The organism is Janthinobacterium kochi (genome assembly GCF_051380715.1).
Taxonomy (GTDB): Bacteria; Pseudomonadota; Gammaproteobacteria; order Burkholderiales; family Burkholderiaceae_D; genus Janthinobacterium.
The window spans coordinates 315,233-330,247 of record NZ_JBNYXO010000004.1; the positions used below are offsets into that span (position 1 = coordinate 315,233).

At 65.7% G+C, this 15,015-nt stretch carries 11 protein-coding genes; 2 read left to right on the plus strand and 9 right to left on the minus strand.

Annotated features, from left to right (window positions below; genetic code table 11):
* Positions 1–2: 2 nt before the first annotated feature.
* The 6 genes from ACQ4WL_RS11810 to ACQ4WL_RS11835 are packed head-to-tail and all read right to left on the minus strand — an operon-like array spanning position 3 to position 7,044.
* A complete protein-coding gene (locus ACQ4WL_RS11810) occupies positions 3–1,082 on the minus strand; it encodes a FemAB family XrtA/PEP-CTERM system-associated protein (RefSeq protein ID WP_436510076.1) in 1,080 nt (359 codons plus the stop codon).
* Positions 1,082–1,936, minus strand: a complete 855-nt coding sequence (locus tag ACQ4WL_RS11815) for an XrtA system polysaccharide deacetylase (RefSeq protein WP_436509911.1) — start codon at positions 1,934–1,936, stop codon at positions 1,082–1,084. The genes ACQ4WL_RS11810 and ACQ4WL_RS11815 overlap by 1 nt, the downstream gene beginning before the upstream one ends.
* A complete protein-coding gene (gene wecB / locus ACQ4WL_RS11820; RefSeq protein ID WP_436509912.1) occupies positions 1,933–3,093 on the minus strand; it encodes a non-hydrolyzing UDP-N-acetylglucosamine 2-epimerase in 1,161 nt (386 codons plus the stop codon). The genes ACQ4WL_RS11815 and wecB overlap by 4 nt, the downstream gene beginning before the upstream one ends.
* 12 nt (positions 3,094–3,105) lie before the next feature.
* A complete protein-coding gene (locus tag ACQ4WL_RS11825; RefSeq protein ID WP_436509913.1) occupies positions 3,106–4,647 on the minus strand; it encodes a TIGR03016 family PEP-CTERM system-associated outer membrane protein in 1,542 nt (513 codons plus the stop codon).
* A complete protein-coding gene (locus tag ACQ4WL_RS11830; RefSeq protein ID WP_436509914.1) occupies positions 4,631–5,494 on the minus strand; it encodes an XrtA-associated tyrosine autokinase in 864 nt (287 codons plus the stop codon). The genes ACQ4WL_RS11825 and ACQ4WL_RS11830 overlap by 17 nt, the downstream gene beginning before the upstream one ends.
* 20 nt (positions 5,495–5,514) lie before the next feature.
* The gene (locus tag ACQ4WL_RS11835; protein ID WP_436509915.1) at positions 5,515–7,044 is read right to left on the minus strand and encodes an XrtA system polysaccharide chain length determinant; all 1,530 of its coding nucleotides are present in this window, start codon (positions 7,042–7,044) and stop codon (positions 5,515–5,517) included.
* A gap of 252 nt (positions 7,045–7,296) precedes the next feature.
* Between ACQ4WL_RS11835 and ACQ4WL_RS11840 the strand changes: the two genes are divergently transcribed.
* Positions 7,297–7,920 carry an XrtA/PEP-CTERM system exopolysaccharide export protein gene (locus ACQ4WL_RS11840; RefSeq protein ID WP_436509916.1) on the plus strand — a complete coding sequence of 208 codons (624 nt, stop codon included), beginning with the start codon at positions 7,297–7,299 and terminating at the stop codon, positions 7,918–7,920.
* A 200-nt stretch (positions 7,921–8,120) separates the two neighbouring features.
* Positions 8,121–8,867, plus strand: coding sequence for an N-acyl amino acid synthase FeeM domain-containing protein (locus tag ACQ4WL_RS11845; RefSeq protein WP_426089913.1), 747 nt, complete (start codon positions 8,121–8,123; stop codon positions 8,865–8,867).
* Position 8,868: 1 nt separating this feature from the next.
* Here the strand turns inward: ACQ4WL_RS11845 and ACQ4WL_RS11850 are convergent, their stop codons facing one another.
* The 3 genes from ACQ4WL_RS11850 to prsT are packed head-to-tail and all read right to left on the minus strand — an operon-like array spanning position 8,869 to position 14,939.
* A complete protein-coding gene (locus tag ACQ4WL_RS11850) occupies positions 8,869–9,651 on the minus strand; it encodes a S1 family peptidase (protein WP_436509917.1) in 783 nt (260 codons plus the stop codon).
* Positions 9,648–12,152, minus strand: coding sequence for a hypothetical protein (locus ACQ4WL_RS11855; RefSeq protein ID WP_436509918.1), 2,505 nt, complete (start codon positions 12,150–12,152; stop codon positions 9,648–9,650). Before ACQ4WL_RS11855 ends, ACQ4WL_RS11850 begins: the two co-directional genes overlap by 4 nt.
* A 3-nt stretch (positions 12,153–12,155) precedes the next feature.
* A complete protein-coding gene (gene prsT, locus ACQ4WL_RS11860) occupies positions 12,156–14,939 on the minus strand; it encodes an XrtA/PEP-CTERM system TPR-repeat protein PrsT (RefSeq protein WP_436509919.1) in 2,784 nt (927 codons plus the stop codon).
* Positions 14,940–15,015 lie beyond the last annotated feature (76 nt).

A 15,015-nucleotide genomic window follows, 5' to 3' on the forward strand; every position in this document is an offset into this window, starting at 1 on the left:
GCTTAGCCCAGTTGCCGCACGAGATGCGGCCCCAGCAGGTTGGCCAGCGGCAGCGGCAGGCGGCGCCAGGCGCGGATGAACAGCGCGTATTTCGGATTCAGGGGATTGACGTCCGGCAAGGCCGTGGCGCGCACGAGCCGGTAGGCATACGGCAGCGGCTGCGGCGTAAAACCCCAGTTCTTCTTGAAGTCCCAGGCACCTGTCCCCAGCTTGCTGCGGCCGAAATCGAACAGGCGGTATCCGCGCGCGCAGGCGCGGCGCATCGCTTCCCAGTACATGAAGTCGTTGGCGCCCGTGCTGCGCGCCAGCGGCGTGCCGCCGCCATAATAAGGCAACACTTCATCGCGGAAATAGAACAGCAGCACGCTGGCCTGCGCCTGCTGGCCGTGGTACACGGTGAGGATGTCGCAATCGCTGCCGAAGACTGTGCGCAGCAGGGCAAAATGGCGGCGCGCGAAGACGGGCGTGCCCAGCCGGTGCACGCTGGCCGCATAGATCGGGTAAAAACGTTCGAGGTCATGGTCGATGGCGCTGTGCAGGCCGGCCGCCATGGCCTTGCGCACGACGGCGCGCTGCTTGCGCGGTATCGCCAGCAGATTCTGTTCGGCATCGGGATGCAGGGGGCGGCGGAAGGTTGCGTACAGGGGTTTCTGCAGCCAGGAAGAGTCCGCATTTTGCTCCACCTCGCGCCAGCGGTACTCCAGGTGTCCCACGCCGAGGCGCCGCGCCAGCGCCTGCGCGGCGCCGTCGAGGGCCAGTCGCACGGCCGGGCTGCCGCCGGCGATGCCGCCGTACACGCAAAACGGCAGCGAGACGAGGGAGGAGCCGAACAAACGGCTGCGCACATGCGCCAGCGGCAGCACGCCGGCGATGCGTCCGTCCTGTTCCGCGTACAGGAAATGGCTGTCGTGGCGGAAACCTTGTTCCAGGATGGTTTGCCAGCCGGCGCGGTGAAAGAACGTCGCTTCGGGACAGGCCTGGACAAAGGCATCCCAGCGCGCATGCTCGCGCGCCTGCAGCGAGCGCACGGCAACGGCGGCGCTGGACGGCGCCGGGTCGGGAGGAAGACTGGCCTCGTGCATCATGTGCTTTCCAGAAAAATACGGTCCATGCGGTCCCAGGTGAAGTCGCGCGTCAGGCGCGCCAGCCGCGCTTCCATGCGCCCCAGGTTCAGGTAGTGGCGAAAGCGCGTCTTCGCGCTCAGGCCCGGCGGGCGCGGCTGGCCGGGATCGAGTTCCCAGGGATGAAAATAGAATATGCCAGCTTGCCCGTCGCGCGAATTGATGCGTCGCAAAAGCCAGCGCGACAGTGCATACGGCATCAGGCGAAAATAGCCGCCGCCGCCGGCCGGCAGGTTGCGCCCGCGCAGGCGCACGGTGCTGACGGGCAGTTCCAGCACGCCTTGCGGCCCGCGTGGACGCCAGGCGAAGCGGGGAGCATCCGGCATGCCGTAATGGTCGTGGCGGATCGGGTAGATGCTGGAACTGTAGCGGTAGCCCGCTTCCTGCAACACCTCGAAGGCCCACAGATTGGCCGCGCCGATGGAAAAACTGGGCGCCCGGTAGCCGTGCACGGCCAGCCCCGTCAATTGCTCCAGGATGCTCTTGCTGCGGCGCACATCGTCGGCGAACTGGGCGGCCGACTGGTCGCAGGCGCGCAGGTGCGCATAGCCGTGGCTGGCCACTTCATGCCCGGCGCCGGCCACGCGGCGCAGCATGGCCGGATAGCGCTCGGCAATCCAGCCCAATGTAAAAAAGGTGGCGTGGATGCGCCGGCTTTCCAGCAGCAGCAGGATGCGCTCGATGTTCGCCTCGATCCGGCATTCCAGGCGGGGCCAGTCGGCGCGCGCGATGTGCGGCGCGAAGGCGGACACCTGGAAATAGTCTTCCACGTCGATGGTCAGGGCGTTGCGCAAGATTACCTGTGGCGGCGTCATGGCGTGCCCCGGAGCGCCGCCAGCCAGGGCGCGATGACGGCGGCGATACGCGTGGCTGCGTGACCATCCCACAGGGGCGGAATGTGGCCCCGCTTGCCGCCCGTCTCCAGGATGGCGCGCGCCAGCGCCAGGATGGCGGCCGGCTGCGTGCCGGCCAGGGTATTAGTGCCCTCGCTGACGGTGACGGGCCGCTCCGTATTGTCGCGCAGGGTCAGGCAGGGCACGCCCAGGGCCGTGCTTTCTTCCTGGATGCCGCCCGAATCGGTCAGCACCAGACGCGCGCCCTGCATCAGGCCCAGCATTTCCAGGTAGCCTAGCGGCGGCAGGCAGACGATGGCCTGCCGCGCCAGCAATGCTTCCAGGCCCGCCAGGCGCAAACCGGCCAAGGTACGCGGGTGGATGGGAAACAGCAGCGGCAGCTGGCATGACAATTGTCCCAGCGCCTGCAGCAGCGCTTGCAGCTGCGCCGCATCATCCACGTTCGATGGCCGGTGCAGGGTCAGGAGTCCATACGCGGCTGGGCAGGCGTGGCCGTGGGCGCTCAGGGTGGCGGCGGGTGTTACTGCATGCGGCAGCTGCTGCCGCAGGCTGTCGATCATGACGTTGCCCGTGAAGTGGATGCGTTCGGCGGCGATGCCTTCGCGCAGCAAGTTGGCGCACGCGCCTTCCTCGCTGGTCAGCAGCAGGCTAGCCAATTGATCCGTCAGCACGCGGTTGATCTCCTCGGGCATGCGCCGGTCGCCGCTGCGCAAGCCCGCCTCGACATGGATCACGGGAATGTTCCGCTTGGCCGCCGCCAGTGCGCACGCCAGGGTGGAATTGACGTCGCCCACCACCAGCACCGCGTCGGGCGCCAGCGGCGGATGGGCGTCGAGCACGGCATCGAAGCGGCGCATGATTTCGGCCGTCTGCTGCGCGTGATTGCCGGAGCCGACGTCGAGGGCGATGTCGGGCGCGCGCAGGTCCAGGTCGGCAAACAGCTGGCCGTTCATGGCTGTGTCGTAATGTTGCCCAGTATGCAATAATGTCACGCGCACGGCAGGCGCCTGGCGGGCCAGGGCGGCCAGGATGGGCGCCATCTTCATGAGGTTGGGGCGCGCGGCTACCACGCACAGCAGGTGCGCGGGCGCGCCGGACGGAAGAGATGGGTCGGACATGCTGCGGCCTCCTTAGAATTGCATGGTGAGCGTGGCGCTGACGCCGTTTTCGCGGTAGTTGCCGCCCCGGTTGCTGGTGTGCCGCATGTGCCGCACGTCGATGCTGGCCGTCATGTTCGGCTGCAGGATGCGCGTGTAGCCGGCCGTCACGGTGATGTTGGTGTCGCGCCGCGGCACGCTCAGCGAGCGCACGCTGGCGTAGCCGGCATTGACATTCATGCTGGTGCGCGAACTGGCTTGCCAGCTCCAGCCCAGGTTGCTGCCGATCTGGCGCGTGCGGTCTTCGCTGCCGAACTCCATGCCGGGCAGCAAGGCGCTCTCGATGCCACTGGCCGTTTGCGCCGTGCGATCGACGGCCGTGACGCCGGCGACCAGCGTGCTTTTCGCCGTGGCGCGCGCCATCGTCAGTTGCAGCTGTTTTTGCAGGAAATAGCGGTGGCTGAAGTAATTGATGGCGCCCCGTTCCGGCCCCAGGCTGTTGGCGTAGCGCAGGAAGGCATTGATGCGCAAGCGCCGGTCGCGCGCATTGGGAAAGATGCCGCGCCATAATTGATCGAGCAGCTGGCCCGCGTCGCGGTCGCCCAGGCGCGCAAACTGCGTGGGCAGGGTGGTGATGTTTTCGCTGTAGCTCAGTTGCCAGTTGGTATGGCGCTGCAGGAAGTTGGCATCCAGGCTGTAGGTGTTGCCAAAAAAGCGCTTGCCCGTGCTGAAGGCCACGCTGGTGCGCGGCGATGGCGTCCACACGCCGCCCAGCGACCAGAAGCGGCCTTCCGGCGCCTTGCCGCTGCTCGACATATAACCTTCCTTTTCCATGCCGCCGCTGGCCGTGGCCGCCCATTTTCTGCCGAACGGATAGCGCAGGCCCACGCTGCTGCGTTGCATGCGCACGGGCGCCAGCTTACTGTCCTGCGTGCGGCGCACGTCGTGACTGGCGTTCCAGGTCCAGCCCCTGCCGCGCGGCTCGCCGCTGAGCAGCAATTCCATTTCATCGCTGTGTACGGACAGCAATGCGCCGCTGTCGACCGTATTGCGCGTGTAGCGCAGCTCGGCCGTGGCCAGGCCGCGGAAGCGGTGGCGCAGGTAGGGGCTGATGCCGGTGGTGCGCACCGTGCTGGCATTGTCCGTGTCGGGCAGCTCGTCAAGCAGTTGCGGGCCGAACGGCGAGATGTTGCGCCGGCTCACGCTGGCGTCCGCATCGATGAAGAACCAGTCCTGCACCAGTTCGGCGTCGGCCGCGGCGCGCAAGTCGTGGTTATCGCTATTGCCGCGCTGCCCCGAGAGGAATTGGTGCCAGCTGTAATCGAGGTGCACGCGCAGGCGCGGGCCCGTGCCGATGAGGGCGATGGCGGGCGCAATTTCCGTGATGAAGTCCGATTGCGCCTTGCCGGGCGGCGCGCGCAGCGCATTGTCCGTATAGCTTACACGCTGGCGCAGCGAGGGTTTCACCAGCCAGTCGACAGCAAAGGCGGGCAGGGGCAGCAGCAAGGATAGCAAAGGCAGCAACGGCGGCAGCGCCAGCGGTAGCGAAACCCGGCGGCTAGTCGTAATAGCCATAGCCGTAGTAGTCGTTGCCGGGGAACGATTTGGTCTTGTTGTAGATCAAATGTATGTGTTCGCACGAGTCGATCTGGCGCAGCGCTTCCTTGACGGCGTGCTGGGTCGTCGTCTCCGCCTCGACCACCATCACCACTTGGCCCATCTGTCCCACCAGCGCGTGCGCTTCACTGGTGATCAGCAGGGGCGGCGAGTCGAAGACGACGACGCGGTCGGCGTAGCGGCTGGCGATCTCGGCCAGCAGCCGGCTCATGGCCCGGCTGGCCAGCAATTCCGTCGCATGCTTGTTGCTGCGCCCGGCGGGCAGGATGCGCAGGTTGGCCACGTTGGTTTTCAGGATCACGTCCGCCATGGACAGCTGCGGATCGAGCAGCACGTCCATCAGCCCAGGCTCGGGCGACAGGCCCAGCACTTTCAGCACGGACGGGCGCGCCACGTCGGCGTCGACCAGCAGCACCGTGATGTCCATTTCCATGGCGATGCTCATGGCCAGGTTGACGGCGCAATACGTCTTGCCTTCGCCGGGCATGGCGCTGGTGACGACGATCAGGTTGCCGTGGCGGATGGCCTCGGCGCCGCTGGCGCGCGCCTGGCGCAGCAGCGGGCGTTTGATGATGCGGAAATCTTCGGCCACCGAACTGCGCCCGCCTTCCTGCGTGAGCATGCCTTGCTCCGCCAGCCGGGCCAGGTTCAGGGCGCGGTATTGGGGGTTGCTGGCCGCCTGGGTGTCCGCGCCGTCTGCGCCATCGGCGCTGTCCGCTACGTACGGCACGGGGGCTTCGGCGACGCCCAGGATGAGGGCTTCCTGCCTGCCGCTGTCCTTGCTGCTGCGCTCCTTGCTGGTCATCGTCGCTCCCGTGGCATGGTCTAGAATTTGAGCAGCGCGGCCGTCATGACCCCGCCGTACAGCAGGAACAGGCTGCCCAGGCAGCCGGCAAAGCCATAGCGGGCGCGGCGGCGGCGCACCTGCTGCAGCGGCGTCCAGTTCATCGATACTGTGCCCAGCACGTTCAAGCCCGTGGCATCGCGCAGTTCGGCAGGGCTGAGGAAGGTGGGGCGCACCTGGCTGATCAGCAGGGCCGTGGCGATGCCGGCCACCAGGGCCGCGCCCAGCGCCGCACTGAACAGCAGCGGACGGTTCGGGCCGACGGGCGCATATTGCACCGTGGGCGGGTCGATGATCTTGAAGGCCATCATCTCGGTGGTGGAACTGAGTTCGCCCGACAGCTTGGCCGCTTCGCGCCGGCCGATCAGCTTTTCATAGTTTTCCTTGTTGATGATGTAGTCGCGGTTCAGTTGCGCCAGCTGCGATTCCACCTCGGGCACGGCATTGCTTTGCGCCAGCAGGCGCTCATTGCGCGCGTTGTATTCCTGCACGCGGGCGCGGATGGCGGCTACCTTGGCGTCCGCGTCCGTCAGCGCCACCTTCAACTGCTGCAGCATGGGGCTGTAGTTCTTGCCCGGGTCGCCGGCCGCCGTTTTCAGCTTGCTTTCCTCGATCTTGCGCTCTTCCAGTTGGGCAATCAGGCGCTTCGAGGCGATGATGTCGGGATGCAACTCCGTAAATTGCATGCGCAGGCTGTCGAGGTTCTTGTTGAGTGAGGCGATGCGCTCATCGAGTTCCGGGTTCGTGATGGCCGAGGCGTTTGGCTCCAGGTCGAGCACGGGTTCGTCGCCTTCGATCTGGCTCAGGATGGCCTTGCGCGATTGTTCCGCCTCGACCAGTTCCAGCTTGGCATTGTTCAGGCTATCGGACGACATCAGCAGCTGGCTGCCATAGTCGATGCCCTGGCGCGGCAGCAGCAGGTTGTTGCGGATCTTGAATTCCTTCACCAGGTTTTCCGCCGCGCTCAGCTTGTCCTCGTAATTCTTGATCTGCTCGTCGATGAATTGCACGGCTTTCTGCGAATCGCCCTTTTTGCCCTGGAAACTGCCTTCAACAAAGATGGTCAGCAAGCTTTGCACCACGTCGCGCACCAGCTTCGGGTCGCGCCCGCTGTAGCTGATGGTGTAGATGTCGTAGGCGTTGGTGCCAGTGATCTTGATGCGGCTCATCAGCTCATCGAGCCGGGCTTCGTGTTCGCGCACGGACTTCGAATCGAGGTCGAGGTCGACCATGCGCATGACGCGCTCCACGTTCGGGCGACTGAGCAGGGTGCGGCTCATGATGGCCACCTGCTGTTCCGTGTTCGGCACGCTGGTCATGCCGGCCAACAGAGGCTTGAGGATGGTTTGCGTATCGACAAACACGCGCGCCGACGTCTGGAAGTCGTCGGGCAGGGTGATCACCTTGATGAAACCGCCGATCGCCACCAGCCACGCCACCAGCACCGCATGCCAGCGGTACTTCCAGATGCCTTTCAGGCTGGAAAGCAGTTGCTGTATCAATTCCTCCATGTCGCTTCCTTCTGGTGACGGTGCTGCACGGTCGATGGCTGGGCGGCGCGGACAACGGCGTCTTGCAAGAAATGCTTGCCTGTTGAGTAAGCAAAGTATAGGGCGCCTGGGAAGCAAGATTTCCCAAAATGATTGCTTCTTGATACGCCTCAAGGTTCACTTGCCGGGTTTTAATAATCATAGGAAGTTCGCGGCCCAGGCTGGTTCTGCGGGGCCGGCCATGGACGCGCCATCGACTCGAAGAGGCCCCGCATGAATCCGTTTCGCCGTGCATTTCTATGCCACACACTGGTACTGGCGGGTAGCGCCAGCTTGCTGGGGGGCTGCCGCACACCTTATCCGCTGGCGCCCGCCGACGACAGCGCGCCCATGCACGACTACCTGATCGGCCCGGGCGACTCCGTCAACATCATTGTCTGGCGCAATCCGGAAGTGTCGCTGACGGTGGCCGTGCGGCCGGACGGCAAGATCACCACGCCGCTGGTGGAGGATTTGGCCGCCAGCGGCAAGACCTCGACCCAGCTGGCGCGCGACATCGAGCAAGCCTTGGGCAAGTTCATCCAGCAACCGGTGGTGACGGTCATCGTCACCAATTTCTCGGGCCCGTACGGCGAGCAGATCCGGGTCATCGGCGAGGCGGCCAAGCCGCAGGCGCTGCCGTACCGGCTGGGCATGTCGCTGATGGACGTGCTCATCGCCGTAGGCGGCATCACTGACTTTGCCGCCGGCAACAAGGCCAGCATCATCCGCATGCGCGAAGGTAGCCAGCAGCAGCTGGGCGTGCGCCTGGACGACCTGCTCAAGAATGGCGATATTTCCGCCAACGTCATGATGCGCCCGGGCGACGTGCTGTTGATACCGGAGAGCTTCTTTTAGTAGCGATCTGAGCAATATCAAAACAGCAGATATATTTGTCTTTTTGTTCTTTTCAGCAAATTTCAGCGTGTAATTTTGCCATCTAAAGGGAAATTTCTTCTGTTTTTTTAGCTAATGGTGGGAACTTTTTTCGTCTTTTTCTTGTCACAAGGCATTGGCTTCAGTCCGTCTCGGCGGCGGCCGATGAACGTGAGGACAAGATGAGCTTTCAAGATGAACCCATTATTTCCTTCGACACGCCAGGCACCTTCAGTGACCTGGTGGTGGGCGAGGGGCAGATTGACCCGGCCATGGAGCACGAGCTCGACCTGCAGCGCTTTCATATCCGCATGGCCAATTCGCGTGGCCGGCGCGAAGCGGCCAGTTTGCTGATCCGCAAGATGTACGGCTGGCGCGGCTATGCCGTCGATCCCGGCATCGCGCATGCGCTGAATAAAATCACCCTGTTTGCAGAAACGGCCGGCTCCACCGTCGGCACCATGACCTTGTGCCTGGACAATGACGAGACGGGCTTGCCCGCCGATGAAAACTTCCGCGACAAGCTCGATGTGCTGCGCGAGCAGGGCCGGCGCCTGTGCGAACCGTCGCGCCTGGCCATCGACAAGGGCGTGAGCAAGCGCGTGTTTGCGGCGCTGATTCATATTTCGTATATCTATGCCCACAATATTCACGGCTTCACGGATTACGTGATTGAAGTCAATCCACGGCATGTGGTGTTTTACAAGCGCATGCTCGGTTTCAAGGATTTTGGCGGCGAGCGAGAGTGCACGCGCGTGGGGGCGCCGGCCGTGCTGCTGCGTCTGGACCTCGACTACATGGGGGCCCAGATCCGCAAGTACGGCGGCATGATGGAACAGCATGGGGGTGAACGATCGTTTTACCCCTTTTTTTTCCCGACATGGGATGAACCTGGCATCACCGACCGGCTGCGGCAGGGGCGCAACTGAGTCATCTATTTTTCAGCATGATCGCCTGCATATGGCTGCCCGGAATCGCATACGTGATGCCGCTGGGCGCGCTGATGGCGGCCTCTCTCAGGCCTTTGACATACACCATGTTGACGATGCCGTAGACGAGGCCGGTTTCTGGATCATACAAGGGGCTGCCGCTGCTGCCCGGATATGCGGTCGCGTCCAGCTGGAACACGATGTACGGTGTTTTTTTCAGTTGCGCCAGGCGCCGTGGGTCGAGGCGCTGCGCATTGTCGCTGGGCGTGACCACCGGCGTCAGCGACGATACGGTGGCGCGGTGCGTGACGTGATGTAAGCCCAGCAAGGCACCCAGCGGAAATCCCGTAAAGGCCATGGCCTGGCCTTCGCGCACCGTGCTCGCGTCGCCCAGCGCCAGGGCAGGCAGCGGCTCGCCCGCCAGGCGCAGCAGGGCCAGGTCGTGTTCCGTGTCCAGCACCTGCACTTTTGCCTGGCGAAATTGCGCCGCCTTTCCCTGGCCTGTGAGAATGCCGATGACTTCGTCCGGGTTGGCGTCGAGCAGTTTCTGGATCACATGGGCGCATGTCAGCACGCTCAAGCCGTCGCCCGCCACGAAGCCCGTGCCGAGGAAATTCATGGGCGGCGTGCGCGTCTTTTGCAGGCTGCCCACGCCGACGACGGACGGTTTGACGCGCGCAATGACTTGCGCCAGGGCGTCGTCGGCACGGCAGGGCGCGCTGGCCAGGGCGAGGACCAGGCAGCTCATCAGGGCGGAGGAGAATGTCAACGGCAGGGCTTTCATGGCGGCGCACTTTCAGCAGGAGGAGGTGACAGGGGTGGCAGGGGCTGCAGCAGCGCGCATAGCAGCATCAGGTAGCACAGCAGGGCAATGCGCGGCACGTCGAGCAGGCTGTCGAACAGGCCGACAACGAGAAAGCCCAGCAGGGCGGCGGCGTAGGCCAGCGCGCCCTGGTCGCCTGCCGCGGCCTGGCGCAGTTGGCGCAGGCCGGCCAGGGCCAGCAGGCCCAGCATGGACAGTGCGCCGCACCAGCCCGTTTCCACCAGCAGTTGCAGCGCCAGGCTCTTGATATGCCACGGCAGGTGATGGTGGTCGCTGCTGAAAAACCAGTAATTGTTGGCCTGGGTAAAGTGACCGTTGAGTATCAATTCCTCGCCGCCAGACGCGCGCAGGCTCAGATTATCGACCTCGATCACGGATGAGGTGGCCGTACCGCTGGCCGCCAGTTCCAGCTGCACGGGCGGGCGCAGCAGCCAGGCGCCCGCGCCCAGCCATCTGCTGTCGAATGGCACTTCATAGTGCAGCCACGCGCTGGCCGGCGCGCCTGGCTGCGGGAGGCGCAGGCGCAGGGGGATGTTCACGCAATTTTGTGCATACAGCAATTGTCTCTGGCACAGGCGCACCAGCAGCACGGGCATCGGGCCGCTTCTACGCGCGTCGAGCGCCAGCGTGTAGCGCGTGGCCGGCTGCACCGGCAGGCGTTGCAGCAGCCGCAGCAGTTCGCCGTAGCCGGCGCTGTAGCCGGGACTGGCCAGGCGGACAAAAGTGTTGCCGGAGTTGCCAGGCTCGCCGCCTTCCTCCGCATACGCGATGCTGGCCGGCACCTCGCGCCTGGGATTGTGCCAGTAATACGTGGCGGGAAAGCTGCCCATGCCCATGCCGAACAGCTGATCGCCCCAGTCGGATGGCTGCATGGCCAGCACTTGACGCCAATGGCGCAAGCGGCCTTGCATGTCGAAGGCGGTGGTGGCGAAACGTTCGGTGGCGTAATAGCTGGCCGAGACGGGTATGGCCAGCAGCAACAGGATGCCGGCGGCGCCCGCCATGCTGAGGCTGGCGCGGTCCAGCCGCCATAGGGGTGGGCGCAAGCGTCCATTGCACAGCATCAGCATGGCCAGCAGCACGACCAGGCAGGCCGGTGCCAGGGCAGGTGGTCCCGCCCAGTGCCAGCCTATCCAGACGAGATTGCACGCCAGCATGGTCCACGCCATCATCGCCAGGCTCAGCCTGGCTGGGCCTTTGGCGGCAGCGCCGCCTGGCCAGAGGAGGCCGGGCAGCAGTGCTGCCGCCAGCAGTGCTGCTGCCAGCAGAAACAGGAAATACGGACCTTTCAGCCAGCCGGCAGCCTGCTGGCCGGCCCCTTCCGGCCACCAGCTGGCCAGTACCCCCTGCAGGCACAGCGCGCACAGCAGGCTGGCCGGCGCCAGGCGCCACGGCAAGGGCCGCGCCGCCAGCACGAAGCTGGCCGCGAGCAGGACCACGGCGGCGAGCAAGCCCCGGTAGCCGGCCAGGCTGAACATGGTCACGAGCAGAACGGTGCCCAGCACGGCCAACAGCAGCCCCAGCAAGAGTTTCCCCATTGCTCGCCGGCCCGTCCGGCGCCGCGCCGCGCCGTGACCTGTGCGCAGGGTTTGCCACAAGGCCAGCAGCATGGCCGCTGCCAGGGCCGCGTACAGGCCCCGTGAAAAAGTGGTGCATGCCGCGTGCAGGGCCAGTGCCAGCAGCAGCAAGGCCAGCGCCGCTTGCCAGCGGCTGCGCGCGCGCGCCAGCCACAGTCCCGCAAATGGCAGGCTCAGGGCCAGATAACCGTCCAGCGCGGCGCCGCCCGTGTGCATGGCGGAAAACGGCGCCGTGATGCGGTAGTCGCTGGACAGGTTCATCAAACCGGGAAACACGGCCCGCTCCCACAGCGCGAACAGGGATACCATGGCCAGCCCGACCAGCATGCCCGGCAGCGCGTAGCGGCGCAGGGCGGACGCGTCCCCGTCGCGCAGCAGCATCGGCAGCAGCAGCATGCTCCAGGCCCAGGCCTTGCCCAGCCGCAAGCTGTTGTAAGGGCTCAGATAATTGTCCCAGGCGTACACGGCGAGGGGCGGCAGCGGCAGGACGCCGCGCAGCAGCGCCGCCAGCCAGGCCAGGCTGCACAGCAGCAGGCAGGCGCGGGCGGCGGGCGAAAGCCGCGCCGCGGCGCTCTGGGCGGGCCCGCCCAGGCGCCAATAGCCGCAAGCTACCGTCAGCAACAGCAGCACGTCGATTTCTTCGAAGAAGAACCAGCCCGTCCATGGCGCCAGGTCCAGCACGGGCAGCAAGGCGGGCAGGCAGAACAGCCAGCAGGCGGGACGCCAGCACAGCAGCAGGAAATAGGCGGGCAGCAGGGCGGCAAACAGCAGGCTGGGCCAGCCGTGGCCCAGCGGATAATGGCGCAAGGCCAGCATGCAGCCGACGCCCGCCAGCAAGGCCAGCAGCCGCAGCGCCAGGCCGGGCAGGGCCGTGTTTGCCACCATGGCCTAGAGCTGGGTCAGCAAGGCTTGCGCCTCGGCCCGCTGCGGGAAATCCTTGTTGGCGGCCAGCAGTTGTTCCAGTTGCTTGCGCGCCCCCGGCTTGTCGCCCGATTTCGCCAGCGCCGCGCCCAGGTGGTACTGGATGTCGGGCGACTTCGGCGCCAGGCCGGCGGCCTTGCGCAGCAAGGTGGTCGCGCGCTTGACGTCGCCCTGTTCCAGCACGATCCAGCCCAGGGTGTCGAGCACGATGGGGTTGTCCGGCACCAGCTTGAGCGCTTGCTCGGCCGTCGCTTGCGCACGCGGATCTTTTTCCTGCTGATACGCCCACGCCAGGTCGTTCAGCGCCGCCAGATTGGCCGTGTCCTTGGCAACGATGTACTGCAACTGTTCGATGGCCGCGCGATATTGCTTTGCCGCCAGCTTGGCGCCGGCCAGGTAGGTGCGCACGCCCAGGTCATCGGGCTTGTCCTTCAGCCAGGCCGCCATGCGCGCATCCGCCTCGCCCACCTGGCCCGAGGCCAGCAAGGCGCGGTACAGCTGCACCTGCATGGGGCCGATCTTGCTGATCTGGAGGGCGCGTTGGTACAGCTTGACGGCTTCCTGCGGCAGTTTCTGCGCCATCAGCACGTCGCCTTCTAGCTTGTAGCCGGCCGCCAGCTTCGGCTGCTGCTGCTGCACCTGGCGCGCCACGACCAGCGCATCGCGCTGGCGGTTCAGCGACAGCAGCAGGGTCACTTCGAGCACGCGCGCTTCGAGCAGGGTGGGATCGAGCGCCTGCGCCCGCTTGACGGCTTGCAGCGCATGGTGGCCGTCGCCCAGTGCCAGGTGCAGGCTGGCGATGCGCATCTGCAGCGGTGCCGACGTCGTCTGCAGGCTGGCCAGCTTGTTGTAGCTGTCGAGCGCCGCCTGCGCCTGGCCGGCGCCGTATTCGACCTGCGCCCGCATGGCCAGCGCATCGGCGTCGTCCGGGTGGCCCGACTGCAGGGTACGCGCCAGTTCCAGCGCCTTGTCGGGCGCGCCCGTCTGCAAGTAAAAGTTACTCAGCAGCAGGGCCGGCGCGACGGCGTCGGGATTGTCGCGGTGGGCCCGCTCCAGCCAGCGCCGCGCCTCGTCCGTCTTGCCTTGCGAGGCGGCCAGCTTGGCCAGCGCCGCGCACAGGTCGGCATTTTTCGGCGCTTTCGCCAGCGCCCGCTCAAAGCGCTGTTTCGCTTGCTCCGGCTTTTTCTCGGCCAGGTCGATCTGCGCCAGGTTGTTCAGGGCGGGTAAATAGACAGGGTCCATCCCCAGGGCTTGCTCGAAACTGGCGCGCGCGGCGGGTACGTCGCGCAAGGCCATGTAGACGCCGCCTTTCAGGTTCAGCAGCAGGGGATTTGCGCCTTTCTGCTGTTGTTCCAGCATCTTGACGGTGGCCAGGGCCTTGTCGTTCTGTTTGTTGCGCAGCAAGGTCATCACCAGCATGGTGCCCACCTGCGGCGTGCTCTTGTCGAGCATGCTGGCGCGTTCCAGTTCGTCGATGGCACGGCTGTACTCGCCCATGCCCAGGCGGGTGATGCCCAGCGCCGCATGCAGCCTGGCCGTGTCCGGCGCCAGGGTATTGGCCTTTTCGAAATACGCCGCGGCCTTGTCGTAGCGGCGCGCGCGCAAATGCGCCTCGCCGGCCAGCGACAGCAGTTCCACGTCGTCGGGAAAGGCAGACAGCACGGGCAGCAGCAGGTCGAGGGCGGCGTCCGTCTTGCCGCGCATCAGTTCGATCGACGCCATCATCTTGAGCGCATACACATGTTTGGGATACACGGCCAGGAAGCGCTGCAGATAGCTTTCCGCCAGTTGCGGCGAACCCAGCTTCAGCTGCACGGCGCCGGCCAGCAGGATGGACGGCATGTGCTCGGGCGCCACCTTGAGCACCAGTTGCAACGATTGCAGGGCCGCCTTGTTCTTGCCCTGGCGGAAATCGAGCAGCGCCTGGGTCTGCAGCAGGCCCAGGCTGTTGGGCGCCGTCTTGCGCGCCGTGGCCAGCTGGGCCGCCGCTTCCAGGTAGCGGTTTTCCACGATATCGAGGTTGGCCAGGTCGATATGGGCCTGGGTATTGTCCGGCTTGAGCTTGAGAATTTGCATGTAGGCGAGCCGCGCCGCCCCGTTCTTGCCTTGCAGGCGCTGCAGGTCGCCCTGCAGGCGCAAGGCGTCGAGGTTGGTGGGCGCGCTTTTCATGGCTTGCGCCAGCAGCAGCTCGGCCGCCGTCAACTGCTGCTCCAGTGCCGCCAGCCGCGCCAGGCCCAGCAGGGCCTCGACCTGGCCCGGATGGGCTTCGAGCAGGCGCGCAAACACGGCGCGCGCTTCGTCCTGGCGGCCCAGGGCCAGCAGGGCATCGCCGCGCAGGGCCAGCACGGCTGGCGGTTGCGCGGCATCGTCGGCGATCTCGGCCAGTACCTTGTCGAACTGACCCAGCATCAGCCAGGCCTTGCCCAGCAATGGCATCACTGGCTGCGATGCCAGCCCCAGCGACTTTGCCTTGCGCAATTCTTTCTCGGCAGACAGCGCTTCGCCCGTGTCGATATAGATGCTGCCCAGCAGCAGGCGTGCCGCCGCGTTGTCCGGCTCCTTTTGCAGCAGGTTCTTCAGCTGGATGATGGCTGCGCGCGCCTCGCCCTTCTGGCGGTACTGCTGCGCGTCGGCCAGCAGGGACTCGCTGCTCTGCGTGCCGTGGCAGCCCGTCAGCAAGGGCAGCAGCAGGGTGCAGCACAGCGCGGCGGCCGGCAGGCCAGGAAAAGCGCGGGGCAGGGAACGGGCCATGGAAGTCTCCGGTAGCGGCGTGCATGAGGGATGGGCATGGCCTAGCTTAAAAAGATGGCCGCCGCTCTCCTTGATT

Coding starts and splice junctions, on each gene's coding strand:
- ACQ4WL_RS11810 (WP_436510076.1), bottom strand. CDS start 1,082: ATGCACGAGGCCAGTCTTCCTCCCGACCCGGCGCCGTCCAGCGCCGCC.
- ACQ4WL_RS11815 (WP_436509911.1), bottom strand. CDS start 1,936: ATGACGCCGCCACAGGTAATCTTGCGCAACGCCCTGACCATCGACGTG.
- wecB (WP_436509912.1), bottom strand. CDS start 3,093: ATGTCCGACCCATCTCTTCCGTCCGGCGCGCCCGCGCACCTGCTGTGC.
- ACQ4WL_RS11825 (WP_436509913.1), bottom strand. CDS start 4,647: ATGGCTATTACGACTAGCCGCCGGGTTTCGCTACCGCTGGCGCTGCCG.
- ACQ4WL_RS11830 (WP_436509914.1), bottom strand. CDS start 5,494: ATGACCAGCAAGGAGCGCAGCAGCAAGGACAGCGGCAGGCAGGAAGCC.
- ACQ4WL_RS11835 (WP_436509915.1), bottom strand. CDS start 7,044: ATGGAGGAATTGATACAGCAACTGCTTTCCAGCCTGAAAGGCATCTGG.
- ACQ4WL_RS11840 (WP_436509916.1), top strand. CDS start 7,297: ATGAATCCGTTTCGCCGTGCATTTCTATGCCACACACTGGTACTGGCG.
- ACQ4WL_RS11845 (WP_426089913.1), top strand. CDS start 8,121: ATGAGCTTTCAAGATGAACCCATTATTTCCTTCGACACGCCAGGCACC.
- ACQ4WL_RS11850 (WP_436509917.1), bottom strand. CDS start 9,651: ATGAAAGCCCTGCCGTTGACATTCTCCTCCGCCCTGATGAGCTGCCTG.
- ACQ4WL_RS11855 (WP_436509918.1), bottom strand. CDS start 12,152: ATGGTGGCAAACACGGCCCTGCCCGGCCTGGCGCTGCGGCTGCTGGCC.
- prsT (WP_436509919.1), bottom strand. CDS start 14,939: ATGGCCCGTTCCCTGCCCCGCGCTTTTCCTGGCCTGCCGGCCGCCGCG.